Source organism: Anatilimnocola floriformis, assembly GCF_024256385.1.
GTDB classification, from domain to species: domain Bacteria; phylum Planctomycetota; class Planctomycetia; order Pirellulales; family Pirellulaceae; genus Anatilimnocola; species Anatilimnocola floriformis.
This window is the reverse complement of sequence record NZ_JAMLFW010000001.1, coordinates 4,770,348-4,788,674: the sequence shown is the minus strand read 5'-3', so window position 1 is coordinate 4,788,674 and position 18,327 is coordinate 4,770,348. Positions and strand designations below refer to the sequence as shown.

The following is an 18,327-nucleotide window of genomic DNA, read 5'->3' as shown; positions in this document are numbered from 1 at the left end:
GTCAGTTCTTCTTCCCCAGGCAGTAAACCATTTCCTGCCGCTTGCCCTCTTTGTGCTCGGCAATCCGCAGGAAGATCTGGCCGCCGCAAATCGTTGGTGTGGCAAAGGCTTCGCCGGGGAGCTTGTTCTCGGCGAGCTTTTCGAACTTCTCGGGATTCGCCCGAAAGACAAACGAAGTGCCCGCTTCGTTAATGCCGTAGAGCTTATCGCCGACGAGCGTGAGCGACGCACTGAAGGTGCCACCGACCCGTTCCTTCCACTTCTCTTCGCCATCACTGCTCTTCCAGCAACTGGCCACGCCGCCGTCTTGAATCGCGTACAGATAGCCATCCTTGACGATCATCGACGGCACGTAGACCTGCACGTTGTTCTCCCACGCCGTCTTGCCGCTGCCGTCGGCTTCGATCGCTTGCACGTGCTTGCGCGGATAGCCGCCACTGACAAAGACTCGCGAGCCGTCGGTGACCATTGTCGTCACGCACTCCGTCGTGGCTCCTTCGATCTCCCAAAACTTCTCGCCCGTTTTGGGATGAAAGCCACTGGCCAGATCGCAGCCCGAAACCAGCAATTGATCCTTGCCGGCGACATGCAGCACGATGGGCGAAGCGTAGTTCGGTTTCTCAGGCCGATGGGCCTGCCAGATGATCTCGCCGCGCTCGCGCGACAGCGCGGCGAGCACGCCGCCAGTCTTGCTATCGGCAGTGACATAGACGAGCGAACCAAACAACGCCGGCGATGAACCGAAACCCTGATGCGTGGCAAACCCCACGACCTTCGTCTGCCAGACTTGTTTCCCTTCCAGATCGAGGGCCGTCGTCACCATGTTTCCTTGGTGCAGAAAATTGAAATACACCTGCTGACCGTCGCAGGCCACGGTCGACGAAGCTTGCGATGACTTCTTGTGACCCTTCTTCTCCATGCCGCCTTGATGCACATCGCTCCGCCACAGCAGTTCGCCGGTCTTGCGACTCAAGCAAACGACGGCGAGTAACTCTTTCTCTTCGTCGGCGGTCGTCAGAAACACTCGGTCGCCAACCACTGTCGCGCAGCTATGGCCGCGGCCTGGGATCGGCGTTTTCCAAATGACGTTTTCCGTCTCGCTCCAAGTCACCGGCGGATCCTGATCGGCCACCGCAATTCCGTTGTTGCTTGGTCCCCGCCACCAAGGCCAATCGGTTGCGGCGGGAGTGAACCCTTCGACGCGCGGAGCCGTTGTTTCGGCAGCGGCAAACGGAACGCATCCAAAGACCAAGAGAGCCAGCAGCCAAGAGCGAGACGACATAGAGCACCGAGTGAAGGAGCGTATGAAACGGCGGGGTTGATCGGGGCGGTTCAGCATATCCGCCGTGCCCAGCGAATTCCACGCGAATGTAAGCGACGAGCCGGCCACCCCCCTTTCATACTCCCAGATTATAACAGGCAATGCAAAAGCCATTTTCTTCCGCAAGTCGTTTCTGGGAAAGACTTAGAGGCAATAAACGACTGCAATATCGCGTTCCAGATATTGCACTTTATTCTCGCTAATTCGGGTGGCTTGAAATGGGGTTGTGAAGGACAAAACACGACCATCCGGTTCCACAGAGACACAGCAGCGTTGACAACTCCGGTCCGGCGTAGATCCGCCATGTAACCGTTCACGCCACCGACGCTGTCATCGCCTTTCTCTCTCCCTCGCCCCGTTTCGGGGAGAGGGTCGAAGTGAGGGATAATGCGAGAGTTTGACTCAATTTTCTGGCGAACTGGGCGGCAATCCATAGTGCGTGCTCATTAGCACACCTCGCTTCGGTTCACCCCTCACCCCAGCCCCTCTCCCCGAAGCGGGGCGAGGGAGCAGAAAGGATGCTGCCTGCCGAGCGCTCGCCGCGACACTGTGCACGGGTCCGCGCGAATTGCTGTTGTGCTCTTGAAAGTCGATCCCTAACATCCCGCTCGACTTGCTGCGCGCTCATTGCGCGCGGAGGTTGCCATTCCCTTTTTGATTTCCAGCGAATGTCTCAGGCGGAGTACCTTTCGCGCCGTGACTTTCTCGCAGCCGCTCTCGCGGTCGCGGGCTTGAGCGGCTGCGCGCCGTTCAAAACGCCGGACGATCTGCAGAGCAAACTCCTTCCCAAGCCGCGACTCGCTCCCGATAGCGTGATTCTCGAAATCGGCTACGCCCAAGTGCCGCTCGTCGACTCCGCCACCTACGACGAAGTCTGGAAGCTGGCCGACGAACAGTCGCTCGCGTTGGAGCTGCGACAAGAACTCGAACGTAACGGGCTGCGCTTCGGCATTCTCGGCAAGCAAATTCCCGAGAAGGTCCGCGCGATCATGGATAGCCAGCGCCAGGACCTCGACAGCCGCAGTGAGGATCTCAACGTCGGCGAAGTACAAGTCGATCGGCAGACGCGCCGCCTGCAATGCCGCGCCGCTCGTCGTGCGATGATTCTCTGCTCGAAGCGCTACGATCAACTCTCGCTGCTGATGCGCGAAAACGGCGCTGTCCGCGGCCGCCAGCTGCAGCAAGCGCAATGCCTGTTTGGACTCAAACCATATCCCCACGGCGACGGCCGCGTGAAGATCGACTTGCTTCCCGAAGTGGAGCACGGCGAGATGCAACGGCAATGGGTGGGCGGCGAAGGCTCGCTCATGCAGCGTGTGGGACGTGACAAAGTCACTTTCGAAGCGATGCGGGTTTCGCTTTCGCTCGCGCCGGGGCAGATGATCGTTGCTTCCGCCACCGCGCCGCCAAAGGGACTTGGAGAGAACTTCTTCGTCGAGCCGGTCGCGGGCATACCATCGCGGTCGCTGCTTTTCATTCGCCTGGCGCACACACAGCAGGACAATCTCTTTGCTCCAGAACTCTCGGCGCCGGCGCTCGCAACTCCGGGCGATTAAAGTCCGCCGGGGCCCAACTCTTGATACGCCTCGGTCAGCGTGACGGCATCGATCTCGACTAGCTGCTGACCAGCGCCCGCGAGGAGGGCGAGCTGAGCAATCTGATCGACCTTGCGCGGAATGCCTCCCGACAGTTCGTGGAGCGCGGCGATGGCTTCGTCGGTGAAGATCGGCAATTCGCTGCCGCTGTGCAGCAACCGCAGCGCGACATGCTCGGCAGTTTCTTCTTCCGTCCACGGAGTGAGATCGATGCGCAGCTCAATTTGGTCGAGCAGCGCCGCTCCAATGCTGCCTGCCGTTTCGAGTTCACTGGCGAGGACGATGGTGAGTTGCGTCTGCGCTTGATCGGCCAGGTGCTGCAGGCGTTCGAACTGGCAACGAATCGCCGCTGGCGTTTGATCGGCATCGTCGAGCGCGACGACGGCTGCTGTTTGTTCGAATCGCAACTCGACCAGGCGATCGGCAAATTGTTCCCAGCAGAGTTCGCGGTCGTTCACGGGCGGCAACTGCCAGCCGCGCGAGAGTTGCTGCAGGAACGAACTTTCCGAAGCCCCTTTGCCGCCGACGAGGGCCGCAGCCAATCCGTGCCGACGCGAGACATCGCAGAACCGCCGCAGCAGCGTGGTCTTGCCGGTGCCGGAGCTTCCCAGCAGCAGACCGGCGCGGCCGCGCTGTTCGAGCAAGTATTGCAGGCGCGCGAGGGCTTCGTCGAAACCGGCGCTCGCGGGCGCTGGCGACGCTGCCGCTTCATTTCCGAAGGGAGAAGTTTGCAAACCCCAATGGGCGTGATACATGGCTCGTTCTCCCAACAACACTCTGCTCGCAGCAGCTTCACTGCGTACTCGCAACGAAAACTCCACTGCGTACTCGCAGCAAAGACACTGCGCGTAACTCACTCAAAATCGGTACAATCTGCACGCTGTCTTGACCGATTTGTCTGCTAGCAAGAGCGAATGCATGTCCGAGCGTTTCTTTATCGAGCCACCGATCTCCGGCGAACGGGCTATTCTCAGCGGCAGCGAAGTCCATCACTTGGCCGGAGTTATGCGGGCCAAAATCGGTGACGAGATCACGCTCTTCGATGGCAGCGGCTGTGAGTTCACCGGGCAGATTGCCTCGTTGAAAAAAGATCGCTGCGAACTGACCATTCTGGAGCGGCGCGAGTTTTCACGCGAGCCGCAGCTAGCAATCGTCGCTGGCGTGGCGCTGCCGAAAGGTGATCGCCAGAAATGGCTCGTGGAAAAACTAACCGAACTCGGAGTGACAGAGCTCGTGCCGTTGCTGACGACGCGCGGAGTCGTACAGCCGGGCGAGAATGCGGCCAGTCGATTGCGGCGGGGCGTGATCGAGGCCAGCAAGCAATGCGGCCGCAATGTGCTGATGGAAATCGGAGCTGCCGTTGCTGCAAACGAGTGGTTTGCTACGGTTCCGGCTGCGAATCGCCGCTTTCTAGCCGACCCGGCTGGCGAACCGCTGACGGTCAGCAACTTTCGCAGCGGCGCAGGGCCCGTTTATTTTGCGGTCGGACCGGAGGGTGGTTTCACCGAGGCGGAAGTAACTGCCGCGAAAAATGCCGGCTGGGAGTCGGTCTCGGTCGGAAAGAGCATTTTGCGAATCGAAACTGCAGCCATTGCGCTGGCGGCGGCTTGCATCGCTCTCGCCAAGAATGGGAATGAATCGATAGACTAAAGCGGTATGCTTACCGCCGAACAGGAAGTCGACGAAACCCTCGCTGAATTGCCGCACGAGCAATTCTCGCTCGCTGCCGCTCGGCACATCGTGCGCGATCTTTATACGCATCGGCCTGCCATTTATTGGGCTGATTTTCTGGCGACGCTTTTCAGCGGCATGGTTTGTTTTGGACTCGTTCGTCGCTGGGATGAACTGCTGCCGATGATTTCTGCCACGGCTGTGCCCGCCTGGCTTTCGATTACGGCCCGTGTTTTCTTTTTCGCCTGCGCTTGCTTGTTCAACTTTCGCGCGGTGAATTTCATTCACGAAGTGGTGCATCTGCCGGCTCGCAAGTTTTGGCTCTTCAACGCGACCTGGAATTTGCTCTGCGGCATTCCATTTCTCACGCCGTCGTTCACGCACGAAGGGCATCTCGATCATCACCGCCGCCGCATCTTCGGCACGACGGCTGATGGCGAGTATCTGGCCCTCGGCAGGCTCAGCCGCTGGTGGATTGCGGTCTACTTATCGCAAGCCTTGTGGGCGCCGCCGCTGGCGATTCTCCGCTTCGGCGTGCTCACTCCATTGTCGTGGCTCAGTCCGCGGATTCGCGATTGGGTTCACGCGCGATTCTCTTCGCTCGTGATGGATCCGCGCTATCAACGGCCGTTGCCCAGCCCGACAAAGCTCCGCGCCATACGCTGGCAAGAAGGCCTGTGCTTTGCCTGGATTGTCGGCGTCGTGGTGATCGGCTCGCAGTTGGGTTGGTCGCGACTCATCTCGTTTGTCGCGCAGGCTTACTTGATGGGCGTCGTCATCATTTTGCTGAACTGCCTCCGCACGCTCGGCGCTCACCGCTTTCGCGGCGCGGGGGACGAGAGCACCTTTGTCGAACAGTTGCTCGACAGCGTGAACATCGACAGTCGTTGGCCGTGGGACATGGCGGTCGCGCCAGTCGGCTTGCGTTATCACGCGACGCATCACCTCTTTCCGGCCATTCCCTATCACAATTTGCCCGAAGCGCATCGCCGGCTGCAGGCCGAGTTGCCGGCCGATTCGCTCTATCATCAAACTCGCGAACCCTCGCTATTGGCCGCACTGCGGAAACTTTTTCACCGCGTGTAACATTTCGCGGCTCTTCACGCTTCTCAGAGGACCCAAGTCTCTTTAGTCCTTAGTTCTGGAGCGAACGTCGTGAAAAGCCTTACCAAAAATCAACTCATCCTGTTGTCGTCGGCCGGTTACGGAGTGCTGTTTTCGCTGGCGATTTCGGGTGCTGCCCGCATCATTGGCGGTCTCGCTGGTTCGCCGCTCGACGCCGACACCGCCAACTCGATTTTTGGCATCGGTTGTTTGCTGCTCGTACCAGTGACGACTTACTTTCGCTTTGCGAAAATCTTCTTCCCGGAAACCAGTTCGCAGAGTTAAGTTGGTGGCGGCCCTTACGGTTGTGACCAAACACCCGTGTGAACGTGTCCGACCAATCTGGAACCTGCCATGTCTTCCGTGATTTATCCCCCCGGCCCGCGCGATTGGTGCTGGGGAATGTCGATCTTGCCGCGACTCAAAAAGGACTTCATCAAGTTCTACGCCGACATGCAAGCCGAGCACGGCGACATCATTTGCATGCGGATCGGTCCATATCACGACTACACCTTTCTGCACCCCGATCAAGTCAAAGAGTTGCTGGTGACGCAGGCGAAGCATTTCGTGCGCTTCGAAGTCCCCATTCGCGTGATGGCGCAGTGGAATCGCAACAGCGTGATCATTGCCGAAGGAGACGCCTGGATCCGCCAACGGCGAATGGTGCAGCCGGCGTTTCATCCGCGGCGATTCGCGGGCTATGCAGCGTCGATGGCGTCGATGATCGAACAGCAACTGGACGAATGGTCGCGCCGGATCGAGCCCGGAAAAGCGACCGAGCTCGAACTCAATCAGTCGATGACCGACCTGACGTTGCACATCATCGGCCGCACACTATTTGGCGTCGATTTGCGCGACCAGTCGAAAGAAATCGGCCGGGCCGTGTCGATTCTTTCGGAACTCGCCGTCAAAGAATTCATGGCCACCGTAAATCTTCCCGACTGGTTGCCGCTCGAAGAGAAACGGCAGAAAAAGTGGTCGATGAAGTATCTCGATGGCGTGGTGCGCGGTTTCATTCGCGACTGGCGGCAGAAACACGAAGACCGCGGCGACCTGCTCTCGATGCTGCTGCTGGCCGTTGATGAAGAAGGTGACCAAGGGACGCTCAACGACGAGCAAGTCCGCGATGAAGCGATGACGCTCCTTCTCGCCGGCCACGATACAACGGCGGCGGGCATGTTGTGGTGCTTCTACAATCTCTCGCGCTTTCCGGACGTGCTGCAACGCGTGCGGGCCGAAGCGCAGCGAGTGTATGGAGATCGCCAGCCGACGCACGCCGATGTGACGCAACTTGATTACACGACGCGGGTGGTAAAAGAATCGCTGCGGATCTTTCCGCCCGCCATCGGCACGTTCACAAGACGAGCGATTCACGAAGTTCAGATCGGCGGCTACACGCTGCCGAAAAACTCGCTCTGCAGGCCGTTCATTTATGCCACGCATCACGATCCGCGGTGGTTCCCCGATCCCGAGCGGTTCGATCCCGAGCGTTTTCTGCCGGAACAAGAAGCAACGAGGCCGCAGTTTGCTTACTGCCCGTTCGGCGGCGGCCCCAGAGTTTGCATCGGCCAGCACTTCGCGATGATGGAAATGATTCTGGCCACCAGTTTGAGCGCGCGGCGGTTCGACATGGCGGTTACTCCCGGCCAAAAGCCAATCGAACTCTCGCAAAATTTATCGCTGCGGCCCAAGGGTGGTTTGAAGATTCAACTGACCAAACCCGCCGCGTGATCGCTCGCGTAGAATGATCGGCTATGCGAGTAGGATTGTGCTGTCAGTTCGCTGAGCAAGCGATCAAGTTTCGAATCACCACGGCGACTGCCGTTTTAAAACTAGCGCGGCCTGCGCAACTGCAAAAACTCTCGGAGCTGTGTCTGCACAACGCCGGCGCTTTGCAGCAAGCCATTGAATGGTGTGCGGCGAACGAAGTTGGCGCCTACCGTGTGATGAGTCAGTTCTGGCCGCTGAAGACGCATCCGACTTGCGGCTATCAACTCAGCGATCTTCCTGCCGCGGCCAACATCACCGCGCAGCTTGCCGTCTGCCGAAACATGGCAGCCAGCAGTAATGTGCGGCTGTCGTTTCATCCCGATCAATTTGTGGTGCTCAATTCGCCGCGCGCCGAAGTCGTCGAAAGCTCGCTTGCCGAACTCGAGTACCAGGCCGAAGCGGCGGAGTTGATCGGCGCAGATGTCGTCAACATCCATGGCGGCGGCGCGTATGGCGACAAAGTCACTGCGCTCGCGCGCTTCCGCGAAAACCTTCCCCGACTGTCGCCGCGGGCCCGCAAACTATTGACGCTGGAGAACGACGACAAGGTTTACACGCCCAGCGATCTGCTGCCGATCTGCAGGGCGGAGCATATTCCGCTTTGCTACGACGTGCATCATCATCGCTGCCTGGCGGACGGATTGACGATCGAAGAAGCGACAGCGGCGGCCGTTCAAACGTGGCAGGGGCGCGAACCGCTGTTCCACATTTCCAGTCCGCTACAGGGGTGGGAAAAACCGCAACCGCAACTTCATCACGATTACATCGAGCCTGGCGATCTGCCGCCCGGTTGGCTGCAACTCCCGATTACTCTCGACATCGAAGCTAAGGCCAAAGAGCTGGCGGTGCTGCGATTGCAGGCTTGGATTAAAAAGGCGCAAAAAGAGCCACCGCGAAATTCCCGCGCGCTTGCTGCTGCCAAAAAGCGTGGTTAGGATGGATTGGGTCGTGGCGCGGAGGCCGCGGCCTGAGTTCGTTTGCCTAATTTCTGCAGGTGATGAGATGGCTCGCATCGAAGTAACCGTCAACTCCTTGGTTCGCGAGAACGAGCAGGCTGTTGAAGCCGCTCCCGTTCGCGATCTGGCTGAAGTGCTGAACAGCATTCGCGTCGACGCGGGCAACAGCGCTCCTCAGTACTTGAAAGAGACGGAAGTCCCGTACGGTGGCGAATAGGCCCGGGGTTTTTGAACGACTGATCGGGCTCGAAACGGAATATGCCCTCGCCGTTTCGCGGCAGCTGCCAGAAGGTAGCTTGCCCGGCGGGAAGTATCGAATCTTCCGCGAGCTGATCGCCCAGTTACGGCGGCGCATCCCCACGGTGGATGCCCGTCATCTGAAGGAAGGTGTTTTTCATGCCGGCGGCGGCGCAGTTTGGTTCGAAACCGAACGCCCCGCAGAAGGTGGCGGCCTCGTCGAAGGGGCTTCGCCCGAATGCCGCAGTCCGCGGCAGTTACTCGCCTGGCAAAGAGCCCAGGACCATCTCTTGTCCGGTGCTGCCGAAGCCGCGTTTGGCGGCGATGTGCGGTTGCTGAAAAATGATCGCGACGCGCAAGGCAACATCTACGGCGCGCAAGAAAACTATGAAGTCGACTTTGCGACGGGTTGGCAACTGACGGCCTGGCGAATTTCGCTGGTTCTGTTGCTGCCGCTGGTCGCGGTGACCTGGATGTCGCTGTGGGCGATGTTCCTCGGCATCTTTCTTTACAGCGTGGCCGCTTCGCTCACTTATCTCGCGCTAGAAAAGCGAGTTGCCAAGCCGAAGGCTCTCGCTCGTTTTCTCTTCGGCTGCGAGTTCGATCAACTCGAGAATGCTTGTCCAACGGGACCGCGTTGGCTCGAAGCGTTTCTCTCGTTTCTCACGCGTGTTTTGACGTTCCCGCTTGCCGCGATTTTGTACGGCCTGCTCGTGGCCTTTGCCTTTCGCAAACTGCGACGACAACTCACGCCGTTTTTGATCTCGCGGCCGATCATGGTAGGCGCGGGAATGATTGATGACGACGGCCAATTTCATCTGGCTGACAAAGCGCCGGCGATGAATTGCTTGACGGGCTACGGCGGACTGCTCGGCGATCGGCCGATCTATAGCTTTGGCCATTTTTTCAAAGTCGCGCATGCTGATTCGTGGTGGAACCCCGCGGAGTATCTGCAGTTGTTCTCGGGCAAGCAGCGATTGCAGATTGCAATTGGCGATTCGAATCGAGCCGAGGTTGCGGAGTACTTGCGGATCGGCACGACCCTGCTCGTGATCGATGCCATCGAAGCCGGTTGCCTGCCGCAACCTGTGCAGCCGCGACGGCCGATCGCGGCGTTGCGACAGATTTGTGCGGACCCGTCGCTGAAAGCTCAAATTCCACTCACCAGTGGCGGCAACTGCACCGCACTCGAATTGCAGCGCTCGTATCTAGAAGCCTGCCGCGCGTTTCTGCATCAGCACGGCAATCCGCCGAACGAAGCCTGGCAGATTCTGGGCTTGTGGGAAGAAACGCTTGATACGCTCGAGCACGATCCCAGCGAACTCGTCGGTTCGCTCGATTGGATCACGAAGCAGTTCCTGCTGGAGAAGGCCGGGCAGAGCGCGGCCTGGGAAGTGCGGAAGAAAATCGATCTGCGTTATCACGAACTGTCGGACGAAGGTTACTTCGATCGTTTGCAAAGCACCGGCATTCCCGCCGCGATTCTCGGGCCGGCGGAGGTTGAGTACGCGACGCGGAATCCGCCGTCTGGTACGCCGGCCACCGTCCGCGGCCGCTACATCCGCGAGTTTGCCGGCGGCGATGAGATGATTGTGGTCAACTGGCGGCGGATCTATTTGGGCAGTGGTCGCAAACGGCGTTCGATCGACCTGAGCCTTTATCGGCCTGTCGCGCAGTCGCCGACGCGCCCCTCGAATCGCAAGTCGCGGCGCAAAGATCAGGGTTAAGTCGCCTTTCACATTGTGAGAGGGCGCGGCATTTTCCGTTCATCAACCTTGCCGCCCTTATCGATTGCTCTGCCTGCTGCCTCGCCAGCAGATAGCATATTCGGCACGCTGGCAGAAAAATCCAAGAATTGGCGACGGCCTGGACGAACCGAGACTGGTAGCGTCGTGCGCCTGCTTGGATTGGAGTTTGTTCGATGAATCAGCTGTTGCTCGCCCTCTGCCTTTGCTCCGCCGAATTTGGCTGCCCCAACTGCGCCCCGCACGATGGTGACGGCTATGGCGGCGACATGACCTTTACGCTCATCAATAAGAACGATCCGTGCTACCGCGGCACGCTCTTTCCGGCGCTCAAGGTCGTGCGGGCTTATCGCGACAATGAAGCCTTCGCCTATCACCACTTCGAAGACAAGCGGCTGCAGATTGCCGGCCGTTTGGTGAGTGTGAAGAAGCGTCTCGCCGTGCCGTATGTCGCCATCGATCCGACGACGAAAAAAGCGATTCGCGACGAAGATGGAAAATACTCGCTGATCGAGCGCGATGTGTTCGTCGCGCTGGTCACGCCCGATGGCAAATTCCCGATGCCTCCGGTCGCCCCGACCGGCGAGATCAAGGAAATGATCGGCCTGGAATTTCGCTTCCCGATCGACCAGCTCAAAGACAAGCCCTCGGCCCGTTGCGGCATCTCGGCCCTCTGGGTCGGCCAGTTCGTCACGCTGAAGGGTGACTGCCGCGGCGCGTATCCATCGCCCGATGGCTACACGGCGGTGATCTTTGAAAACGCCGAGATCGTCCCGTAAGTCGGCCAGAATCTTCGCCGACTAGCCAATCTGCCGCTGCACCGCATCGATCAATTTATCCATCGCAAACGGCTTGCGGAGATACTCATTCACGCCGAGCATTTCGGCGTAGGCTTTGTGACGGCTGCCTTCGTTGGCGGTGATCATGATCACCTTGGTCGACGCTTCGGGAATGCGGCGGAGTTTTTCCAGCACGAGAAAGCCGCTCCGCTTCGGCATCATCATGTCGAGAATGACCAGGTTCGGCTGATCGCTTTCGGCAATGGCCAACCCTTGGTTGCCGTCGCGAGCGACGAGAATCGTGTAACCCTTCGATTCCAGCGCGTACCGCATCGCATCGATGATTTCGGCATCGTCGTCGACCAGCAGAATCCGCTTCTTGACGGGTTCGCTGGTATTTTCGGCTGCTTGCTCCGGAGCCATTGCGGCGCTCGATTCCTGCGAGGACAAAAGGTCGACTGAACTCCCTTAGCTTATAGAAGCACTGGGCGGGAAGCAATCTGACTCAGGCTAGCGAATGTCGTGGTCGGCACTCAGCCCTGCCGACAGATGGCTACGAATGGTTGCCGCTTGCCAAATGGATACCGGAAGGCGGAACGCACAACGCTAAAGTTCACAGCGTCTGGCGAAGCAGTGCGGCAGAGTGCCGATCACTGCAGAAAGAAGAAATGACCCCAACGGGACTCGAACCCGTGTTACCGCCGTGAAAGGGCGGTGTCCTAGACCGCTAGACGATGGGGCCAGGTCACTTCAGTTTTGTCTTCCACACCAGAACAGACAACCGCTGGTGAAACGGGTTCACTCCTGTGGAAGCACCAGAGTATACCGGCAGCCGGCAGCAGGCTTCAATAGGGTGCCCGGTTGCCGCTGGAACATGCAAGCAGCGTGTGAGTGATTTCTATCGGCGAAACAGGGCTGCAATTCGCAAGGAAATGGCCAATAAAAAAAGACGAACCGGCTGGTCCGTCCTGAGAAAGTTTTTCAGTTGCCGGGAGAAATACTTCGCTTTCGTACTCAATCACGAGATAATCGTGGCAACGAAAAGGCCCGACGAAATCGCTCTGAAAAATCAGCCGCATTTCGCCGTGCGAGACTACCCCTCAGAGCCGGCGCCGTTCGGGCCGGGTTGTTCCTGATGGGCGGCAGCTTCGTTACGCTTGATAGCGTCGTAAACTTCGCGGCGATGAACCGGTACTTCCTTCGGCGCTTCGACGCCGAGGCGGACCTTATCCCCGCGGATTTCAACGACGACAATCGTAATGTCGTTGTTGATGACGATGCTTTCGTTCTTCTTGCGTGACAACACCAGCATGTTCGATTCCTTCGCAATGAGCGCGGTCCAATTTCGCCGCGCGGGCTTCCGGCAGGCAGTCACCTTGGTGTGTTCGCAATCGTTTCACCACCTGCGTGCGCGAAAATCCTTCTCTTTATTGTGGATTGGGATTTGCATGAGTCAAGCTTTCGCAAGAGGGTGTCCTCGGTTTTAGCTAAATTCTTTTCGGTTTTTAACGCGAAAATACCATTCAAAACCGGCAAAACCCTCCCCACCTGCCCCCTTTTCGGGCTGGGACGGTTTTTGGCCCGCCGGCGAAAGAACCGGGCTGGCCACCAGGTGTCAGGTTACGTCGCCAGCGGTTTTGGTGCTGGCGCGGCAAGTGCAACTGGCATTACAACTTGAATCGGGTAAGGATTCCGCTGCTACCTACGCTTGCGGGCCTGCGGCGGCTCTCTATAATTCGAGAAAAATCAGCGCAAGTACCTCGGCCCGCCATCGTTTTCGTGGCCGACTCGATCCTTTCGCTGCTTCCGGGAAAGCCATTGGCCATGATCGATTGGTTCCGCAACATCTACCTGGCGGTTTACACCGTTGCCCAGGGTCTGGGTGTCACACTTCGCAACTGGCTGATCACTTACAAGCCAGAGCGCGGGGCCTTTACCGAGAAATACGAATACCCGGAAAAGCCAGTGCCGGTCGCCAATCGGTACCGCGGTTTTCACCGCTACGACCTGACGACCTGCATTTCGTGCGATCAGTGCGCCAAGGCCTGTCCGGTCGACTGCATTTACATCGGTAAAGAGCGGGTCGAAGGGAGCAAGGGCTTTAAGATCACCGGCTTCACGATCGACTATTCGAAGTGCATGTTTTGTGCGCTTTGCGTCGAGCCCTGCCCGGTCGATTGCATTTTCATGGGTGCCACGCACGACCTGAGCTGCTACAGCCGTGACGGATGCATCGTCGACTTCTCGCGGTTGCCCCTCGATGTTGCCTGGGGCCGCGCAACTCTGAATCCCACGGCGGTTTCGGAGTCGAAGGTAATTGCCGAGCCTGTTCACGGTGGGCCGAACCAGTAGAGTTTTGTTGCCAGATGACCAACAACGAATCATCAGTGCGAGTGTTCACGATCGAGCAGGCCAATGCCATGCTTCCGCTCGTGCGTGCGATCACTGCTGATCTGGTCACGCTGGCCCGCGACGTGGTCGAACGTCGGCAACGGCTCGCTTCGTTTGCGAAGCGGAAAGCCACGAGCGCCGGCGACCCCTACGCCGAAGAACTCGCCAGCATGCAGCAAGCTGTTGCTGATGACACCGAGCGGTTGCAAGAGTATATCGCTGAGTTGCGGCGACTTGGTTTGGAGCCGAAGGGTGCACTCGACGGCCTCGTTGATTTTCCGTCGAACGTCGATGGCCGACCGGTCTATCTGTGCTGGAAACTGGGCGAAGCCGAAGTGACCCATTGGCATGAACTCGACGCCGGTTTTGCCGGTCGCCAATCGCTGGTGGCCGGAGTGGCCGCCGACGGTGAACAAGATTTTGATTCGCCAGCTGAGCACGACTAACAAATATTGGATGCCCCATGTCCGCCATTGGCGAATCAATTCACATCGTCCTTTACCTCGCGCTGTTTTCCGGCGCGGGGATTATCTTTTTGTTCGTGAACTTGCTGCTCGGTTGGTTCCTGCGGCCCCACAATCCGCATCCGGAAAAGCTTGAGATCTACGAGTGCGGCGAACCGACCATCGGCTCCAGCTTCGTGCAGTTCGATCTGCGGTTCTATGTGGTCGCGCTGCTGTTCATCATTTTCGATGTGGAAGTGGCGTTCTTCTTTCCCTGGGCTGCGGCCTTCGGCAAGTCGACCAATGCGATGCGTCCCGAATTCACATCGATCGAACGTGTCGATGGCAAAATCCAACTGACGGAACCCGCCACGCTGCTGTATCGCGAAATGGGCGTTCGCAATCCTGTCGCTCCGACGGAAGTTCCCGCCACATTGGCTGGCCAGGTGACGGCGACCGATCCCATCGAACGTGCTGAGCAAATCGTGCATGCCGGCATGGGTCAGTTGGCCCTGGTGACGATCGTCGACATCATCGCGTTCTTCGCGATCCTGATGATCGGCTTTGCTTACGTTTGGAAGCGTGGCGATCTCGACTGGGTCCGCGCGGTCAGCCGCGAACGGCAAACGTCCGTTCGCTCGCCGGCGGGCGACCCGCTCGACGATGCTCCGGTCCTTTCGGCATAGTGCGTCTCTCCTGCAAGGCAGTTGAGGCCGGGCAGCTGAACAATCGGTGCGACACGCACTGGAAAGCAAGACATGACTCTGATCGATCGTTTGAAGAAGAAGTTCGGCGCGCAGATCACCGGCACCAACCTGACGGCTCTCGATCCTTGGATCGAAGTCGCTCCCGAGGCCCTCGTGGCCGTGTGCGAACACCTGAAAGCCGATCCCGATGGCAAGTTTGAGATGCTGAATTGCATCACCGCCATCGATTGGTTCGAGCCCGATCCTAAGAAGGCCGCTAAGGTAACCTTCGAGCCGCACACCGAGCTGGTTTATCACCTCTCGAGCATCAGCAAGAAGCATTCGATCGTCATCAAGGTGAAGCTGCCGCGCTGGAAGGATGACGTCGCCGGCAATCTGCCCGATGTGCCGACGGTTTGCTCCGTTTGGCCAGCTGCTAACTGGCACGAGCGCGAAGTGTTTGATCTGTCGGGCGTGAATTTCGTCGGCCATCCCGATTTGCGTCGCATTCTCTGCCCGGAAGATTGGGTCGGTTACGGCCTGCGTCGCGATTATGAAATGCCGCTCGAATACCACGGCATGCGGGGACGCTAGTCTCCTTCCCCAGTTCCTAGCTCCTAGCCCCCAGCCCCTTTTCCCATGTCCACCTACCTAGACGATCCCCGTGTTGTTGAGTTCGACGTTCGCACGGACGAGATGCTCGTCAACATGGGTCCGCAGCACCCCAGCACGCACGGCGTGTTGCGTCTCGTGCTACGCACCGACGGCGAAATCGTGTCGCAGACCGAGCCGCACCTCGGTTATCTGCATCGCTGCGCGGAAAAGATCGGCGAGAACCTCACGCCGCGGCAATGGATTCCGTACACCGACCGGATGGACTATCTGGCCGCGATGAACATGAATCTCGGCTGGTCGCTGGCCGTCGAAAAGTTGATGAACTATCAGCTGCCCGAGAAAGCCCGCCACCTGCGCGTGATCATCGCGGAGATGGGCCGCATCGCCAGCCACCTCGTCGGCATGGGTGCTTACGGCCTCGACCTTGGTACTTTCAGCCCGTTTTTGTACGCCTTCCGCGAGCGCGAACGAATTCTCGATCTGTTCGAAGAAGCCTGCGGCGCGCGGCTTACTTACAGTTACATCACGCCCGGCGGCGTGACGGCTGATCTGCCCCGTGGTTGGATTCAGAAGTGCGAAGATTTTCTCACGCAGTTTGAACCGATCATTCAGGAATATCACGCCCTCCTCACGACCAACTCGATCTTCGTGAAGCGAACGGCCAACATCGGCATCCTGCCGCCGCAGATGGCCCTCGATTACGGCTGCACCGGCCCAGTGCTTCGCGGCAGCGGCATCGATTACGATCTCCGCCGCGACGGCGAAGAGCGTTACACCGAAATGTACGACGGTTACGCCTTTGAAGTGATCGTGCAAAAGAACGGCCATTATCCGAAGGATCACGACTATCCCGCCGTGCCCAAGGAAGCGGTCCTCGGTGACTGCTGGCACCGGTTCTACGTCCGCATGCTGGAAGTGGTGCAATCGATCGACATCGTTCGCCAGGCCTTCGACAAGTACAACAACTCGACCGGAGACTGGGGCACCCCGATCAAGCTCAGCACCAAGTTGCCGAAGGGCGATGCTTATCTCGAAACCGAAGCCCCTCGCGGCCAGATGGGCTTCTACATCGTCAGCGACGGCAGTGCGATTCCGTGGCGCGTCCGCGCTCGCAGCAGTTGCTTCTGCAACCTGAGCGTCACCCACGAGCTCTGCAAAGGCTGCCTCATCGCCGACGTGCCAGCCATCGTCGGTTCGCTCGACATCGTGATGGGCGAGATTGACCGGTAAGCAGATTATCCAATCGTGCGAATGACATCGCCGTTGCCGTCTTTGATTTCGACGGGGACGACTTCGATGTGCAATTCTGGAAACGCTGCTAGGCGATACTCGCCGCGGCGTTCCTCGAGGGTGCTGCCGATTTCCGCCACGGTGGCTGGAGTGAGCTGAATCACCACGGCTCCTTCTTCTGTTTGCCAGCCTGTTTCTTCGCCCGGCTCGAAGACAACCGCGGTCCCCTTGCCGTACAGAGACAGTCGCTCGCCCTCTCCCAGGCGAGCGACCAGCAACTTGCTGACGTCGGCAATCAAGTTGGCTCCCAGGCGAACCTGGAGCGTGTCTGCGTCGATCCGCCATTCGACAATCGTGCCAAAGAGCTCGGACTGTTTGACCGTCGGCGGGGCACTGCGAATGGCCGCTTCGACCGCGGGATCGCTCAGAATCGAATCGCGATAGATATTCGTCACGCCGAGCGGGGCAATCGTGAGAATCCGTTCGAGCACTTCATCGAAATAGCCTTCCTTGAGGAGGGCGTACTCCGCGGTGCACAGTCCGACGAGTTGGATGAATTTGAAGTACCCGTTCGGCGAGTTCACTTCGGGCAGCTGCGGGTCGCGAATGAAGAGCAGCGCGGTCATGTCGGTCGGTTCACCGATCGCGATGGGACCGTTGGCTGGCAGATGATGTCGCTCGTCAAAGAAGTTGCCGGTGCGGAAGACATAGCGGGCCAGATTCTGCAGCATGTTCAGCGGCCATGTCGGCGGGTCCGTCTCTTCGACGCCGCGGGCCAGGCGAAATGTCATCTCAAAGCCGTAGCCGCTGAACTGTGGATCGGGCGAGTCCTTGTCGTAGAGTTCTGTGAAGCCGTAAGTCACGTAGTGAAAATGCGGAACCGGCTCATTCACGCAGTAGACGCTGATACCTTGCAGCGGGTCATCGCCGCCCAGCGAAGCCGGCAAAACGGCTCCGTAGTGCAAAGGTTCCTGCTCGCCGTAGAGTGGCTGCAGCGCTTGGTCGATTGCGTCCCAACCGCTGGTGTTCGGCTTGTCGTCCAGTTCGTTTTCGTCCGACTCGCTCATAGCTGGCTGCTCGCACAATGTTCGATGTTAATGTCAGTTCGCCTGACTCCCGGCAGCATTGTGTACGGCTGCCATAAACGCTGCCAGTTTTTTCTCGTCGAGTTTGCCATCGGTACGCAAACTCGAGCAAACATCGAGGCCGAACGGCTGAACCGCGGCGATGGCTTCGGCGACGTTGTCGGGCCGCAGACCGCCGGCGAGGAACACCGGTACTTTCACTCCCTCGACAATGCGGCGACTGATCGACCAATCGTGCGTGCGGCCCGTGCCGCCGAGTTGCTTGATGGCGAGGCGTTGATCGCCCGAGTCGAGCAGCAGCGCGTCGACGCCTTGCTCGGCGACTCGGCAAGCTTCCTCAAGCGACTCTTCGCCCGTGACGTGAATGACTTGCACCAGTGAAATGCCAGGCAGCGCTGCGCGCAGGTCGCTGTATTGACCTTCTTCCAAACGATCGACGAGTTGCAGCGTGTTCACACGGCAACGGCGCTGCTGCGCGATGATCGCCGTGACGTTGAGTTCGCTCGTCAGCAGAAATGATCCGATCGCCAGCGGTATGGTCGCTGCAATCTCGGTGATGATCGGTTCCGGAATCACACCGGGGCCGCTCGGCATTTTTGCCACGAGGCCCAGCGCCGACGCGCCGTAGCGAACGGCCAATCGGGCTTCTTCCACACTGCTGATGCAACAGATTTTTACTCGCGGTTTCACAATCGATTC

General features: G+C 58.9%; 20 protein-coding genes and 1 tRNA gene. 14 read left to right on the top strand and 7 right to left on the bottom strand.

Annotated elements, in window-relative coordinates:
• Position 1: 1 nt before the first annotated feature.
• Entirely contained in the window at positions 2 to 1,282 is a 1,281-nt protein-coding gene (locus M9Q49_RS18705) for an outer membrane protein assembly factor BamB family protein (RefSeq protein WP_254510344.1), read from the bottom strand.
• Positions 1,283 to 1,989: 707 nt separating this feature from the next.
• Here M9Q49_RS18705 and M9Q49_RS18700 point away from each other — a divergent pair.
• Positions 1,990 to 2,877 carry a twin-arginine translocation signal domain-containing protein gene (locus tag M9Q49_RS18700; protein WP_254510343.1) on the top strand — a complete coding sequence of 296 codons (888 nt, stop codon included), beginning with the start codon at positions 1,990 to 1,992 and terminating at the stop codon, positions 2,875 to 2,877.
• Here M9Q49_RS18700 and M9Q49_RS18695 read toward each other — a convergent pair.
• Positions 2,874 to 3,671, bottom strand: a complete 798-nt coding sequence (locus M9Q49_RS18695; RefSeq protein ID WP_254510342.1) for an ExeA family protein — start codon at positions 3,669 to 3,671, stop codon at positions 2,874 to 2,876. The genes M9Q49_RS18700 and M9Q49_RS18695 overlap by 4 nt on opposite strands.
• A gap of 163 nt (positions 3,672 to 3,834) precedes the next feature.
• Between M9Q49_RS18695 and M9Q49_RS18690 the strand changes: the two genes are divergently transcribed.
• The 8 genes from M9Q49_RS18690 (at position 3,835) to M9Q49_RS18655 (ending at position 11,178) form a co-directional block, all read left to right on the top strand.
• A complete protein-coding gene (locus M9Q49_RS18690; RefSeq protein WP_254510341.1) occupies positions 3,835 to 4,566 on the top strand; it encodes an RsmE family RNA methyltransferase in 732 nt (243 codons plus the stop codon).
• A gap of 6 nt (positions 4,567 to 4,572) precedes the next feature.
• Complete coding sequence (locus M9Q49_RS18685; protein WP_254510340.1) at positions 4,573 to 5,673, top strand: fatty acid desaturase family protein; 1,101 nt, start codon at positions 4,573 to 4,575, stop codon at positions 5,671 to 5,673.
• Positions 5,674 to 5,742: 69 nt separating this feature from the next.
• Positions 5,743 to 5,976 (top strand): hypothetical protein, encoded by a 234-nt coding sequence (locus tag M9Q49_RS18680; protein WP_254510339.1) that lies wholly within the window; start codon positions 5,743 to 5,745, stop codon positions 5,974 to 5,976.
• A gap of 69 nt (positions 5,977 to 6,045) precedes the next feature.
• Positions 6,046 to 7,422 (top strand): cytochrome P450, encoded by a 1,377-nt coding sequence (locus M9Q49_RS18675; protein WP_254510338.1) that lies wholly within the window; start codon positions 6,046 to 6,048, stop codon positions 7,420 to 7,422.
• Positions 7,423 to 7,445: 23 nt separating this feature from the next.
• On the top strand, positions 7,446 to 8,396 hold the full coding sequence (gene uvsE, locus M9Q49_RS18670; RefSeq protein WP_254510337.1) for a UV DNA damage repair endonuclease UvsE: 951 nt from the start codon (positions 7,446 to 7,448) through the stop codon (positions 8,394 to 8,396).
• A gap of 67 nt (positions 8,397 to 8,463) precedes the next feature.
• A complete protein-coding gene (locus M9Q49_RS18665; protein WP_254510336.1) occupies positions 8,464 to 8,634 on the top strand; it encodes a hypothetical protein in 171 nt (56 codons plus the stop codon).
• Positions 8,624 to 10,381 (top strand): proteasome accessory factor PafA2 family protein, encoded by a 1,758-nt coding sequence (locus tag M9Q49_RS18660; RefSeq protein WP_254510335.1) that lies wholly within the window; start codon positions 8,624 to 8,626, stop codon positions 10,379 to 10,381. The genes M9Q49_RS18665 and M9Q49_RS18660 overlap by 11 nt, the downstream gene beginning before the upstream one ends.
• Before the next feature lie 194 nt (positions 10,382 to 10,575).
• Entirely contained in the window at positions 10,576 to 11,178 is a 603-nt protein-coding gene (locus M9Q49_RS18655; RefSeq protein WP_254510334.1) for a hypothetical protein, read from the top strand.
• Positions 11,179 to 11,199: 21 nt separating this feature from the next.
• Here M9Q49_RS18655 and M9Q49_RS18650 read toward each other — a convergent pair whose 3' ends face one another.
• From M9Q49_RS18650 to csrA, 3 genes are all read right to left on the bottom strand, one after another.
• A complete protein-coding gene (locus M9Q49_RS18650) occupies positions 11,200 to 11,601 on the bottom strand; it encodes a response regulator transcription factor (protein ID WP_254510333.1) in 402 nt (133 codons plus the stop codon).
• A gap of 246 nt (positions 11,602 to 11,847) precedes the next feature.
• Positions 11,848 to 11,920: transfer RNA gene (locus M9Q49_RS18645), tRNA-Glu, on the bottom strand.
• 351 nt (positions 11,921 to 12,271) lie between these two features.
• Positions 12,272 to 12,490, bottom strand: coding sequence for a carbon storage regulator CsrA (csrA, locus tag M9Q49_RS18640; RefSeq protein WP_254510332.1), 219 nt, complete (start codon positions 12,488 to 12,490; stop codon positions 12,272 to 12,274).
• Between the two features lie 512 nt (positions 12,491 to 13,002).
• Between csrA and M9Q49_RS18635 the strand changes: the two genes are divergently transcribed.
• From M9Q49_RS18635 to M9Q49_RS18615, 5 genes are all read left to right on the top strand, one after another.
• Positions 13,003 to 13,530: a 4Fe-4S binding protein gene (locus M9Q49_RS18635; protein ID WP_254510331.1), complete on the top strand. Its 528-nt coding sequence runs from the start codon at positions 13,003 to 13,005 to the stop codon at positions 13,528 to 13,530.
• 14 nt (positions 13,531 to 13,544) lie between these two features.
• Entirely contained in the window at positions 13,545 to 14,015 is a 471-nt protein-coding gene (locus tag M9Q49_RS18630) for a DUF2203 domain-containing protein (protein ID WP_254510330.1), read from the top strand.
• 17 nt (positions 14,016 to 14,032) lie between these two features.
• Entirely contained in the window at positions 14,033 to 14,698 is a 666-nt protein-coding gene (locus tag M9Q49_RS18625) for an NADH-quinone oxidoreductase subunit A (RefSeq protein WP_254510329.1), read from the top strand.
• A gap of 72 nt (positions 14,699 to 14,770) precedes the next feature.
• Positions 14,771 to 15,292 (top strand): NADH-quinone oxidoreductase subunit C, encoded by a 522-nt coding sequence (locus tag M9Q49_RS18620; RefSeq protein ID WP_254510328.1) that lies wholly within the window; start codon positions 14,771 to 14,773, stop codon positions 15,290 to 15,292.
• 45 nt (positions 15,293 to 15,337) lie between these two features.
• Complete coding sequence (locus tag M9Q49_RS18615) at positions 15,338 to 16,543, top strand: NADH-quinone oxidoreductase subunit D (RefSeq protein WP_254510327.1); 1,206 nt, start codon at positions 15,338 to 15,340, stop codon at positions 16,541 to 16,543.
• A gap of 5 nt (positions 16,544 to 16,548) precedes the next feature.
• On the opposite strand, the gene M9Q49_RS18610 is transcribed toward M9Q49_RS18615, so the two are convergent.
• Together M9Q49_RS18610 and M9Q49_RS18605 are read right to left on the bottom strand one after the other, a co-directional pair.
• A complete protein-coding gene (locus M9Q49_RS18610; RefSeq protein WP_254510326.1) occupies positions 16,549 to 17,610 on the bottom strand; it encodes a suppressor of fused domain protein in 1,062 nt (353 codons plus the stop codon).
• Between the two features lie 33 nt (positions 17,611 to 17,643).
• Complete coding sequence (locus M9Q49_RS18605; RefSeq protein ID WP_254510325.1) at positions 17,644 to 18,318, bottom strand: phosphoribosylanthranilate isomerase; 675 nt, start codon at positions 18,316 to 18,318, stop codon at positions 17,644 to 17,646.
• Positions 18,319 to 18,327 lie beyond the last annotated feature (9 nt).

Bases quoted from the DNA above. Each gene is read 5' to 3' on its own strand.
- M9Q49_RS18705 (WP_254510344.1), bottom strand. From the start codon at position 1,282: ATGTCGTCTCGCTCTTGGCTGCTGGCTCTCTTGGTCTTTGGATGCGTT.
- M9Q49_RS18700 (WP_254510343.1), top strand. From the start codon at position 1,990: ATGTCTCAGGCGGAGTACCTTTCGCGCCGTGACTTTCTCGCAGCCGCT.
- M9Q49_RS18695 (WP_254510342.1), bottom strand. From the start codon at position 3,671: ATGTATCACGCCCATTGGGGTTTGCAAACTTCTCCCTTCGGAAATGAA.
- M9Q49_RS18690 (WP_254510341.1), top strand. From the start codon at position 3,835: ATGTCCGAGCGTTTCTTTATCGAGCCACCGATCTCCGGCGAACGGGCT.
- M9Q49_RS18685 (WP_254510340.1), top strand. From the start codon at position 4,573: ATGCTTACCGCCGAACAGGAAGTCGACGAAACCCTCGCTGAATTGCCG.
- M9Q49_RS18675 (WP_254510338.1), top strand. From the start codon at position 6,046: ATGTCTTCCGTGATTTATCCCCCCGGCCCGCGCGATTGGTGCTGGGGA.
- uvsE (WP_254510337.1), top strand. From the start codon at position 7,446: ATGCGAGTAGGATTGTGCTGTCAGTTCGCTGAGCAAGCGATCAAGTTT.
- M9Q49_RS18665 (WP_254510336.1), top strand. From the start codon at position 8,464: ATGGCTCGCATCGAAGTAACCGTCAACTCCTTGGTTCGCGAGAACGAG.
- M9Q49_RS18655 (WP_254510334.1), top strand. From the start codon at position 10,576: ATGAATCAGCTGTTGCTCGCCCTCTGCCTTTGCTCCGCCGAATTTGGC.
- M9Q49_RS18650 (WP_254510333.1), bottom strand. From the start codon at position 11,601: ATGGCTCCGGAGCAAGCAGCCGAAAATACCAGCGAACCCGTCAAGAAG.
- csrA (WP_254510332.1), bottom strand. From the start codon at position 12,490: ATGCTGGTGTTGTCACGCAAGAAGAACGAAAGCATCGTCATCAACAAC.
- M9Q49_RS18635 (WP_254510331.1), top strand. From the start codon at position 13,003: ATGATCGATTGGTTCCGCAACATCTACCTGGCGGTTTACACCGTTGCC.
- M9Q49_RS18630 (WP_254510330.1), top strand. From the start codon at position 13,545: ATGACCAACAACGAATCATCAGTGCGAGTGTTCACGATCGAGCAGGCC.
- M9Q49_RS18625 (WP_254510329.1), top strand. From the start codon at position 14,033: ATGTCCGCCATTGGCGAATCAATTCACATCGTCCTTTACCTCGCGCTG.
- M9Q49_RS18620 (WP_254510328.1), top strand. From the start codon at position 14,771: ATGACTCTGATCGATCGTTTGAAGAAGAAGTTCGGCGCGCAGATCACC.
- M9Q49_RS18615 (WP_254510327.1), top strand. From the start codon at position 15,338: ATGTCCACCTACCTAGACGATCCCCGTGTTGTTGAGTTCGACGTTCGC.
- M9Q49_RS18610 (WP_254510326.1), bottom strand. From the start codon at position 17,610: ATGAGCGAGTCGGACGAAAACGAACTGGACGACAAGCCGAACACCAGC.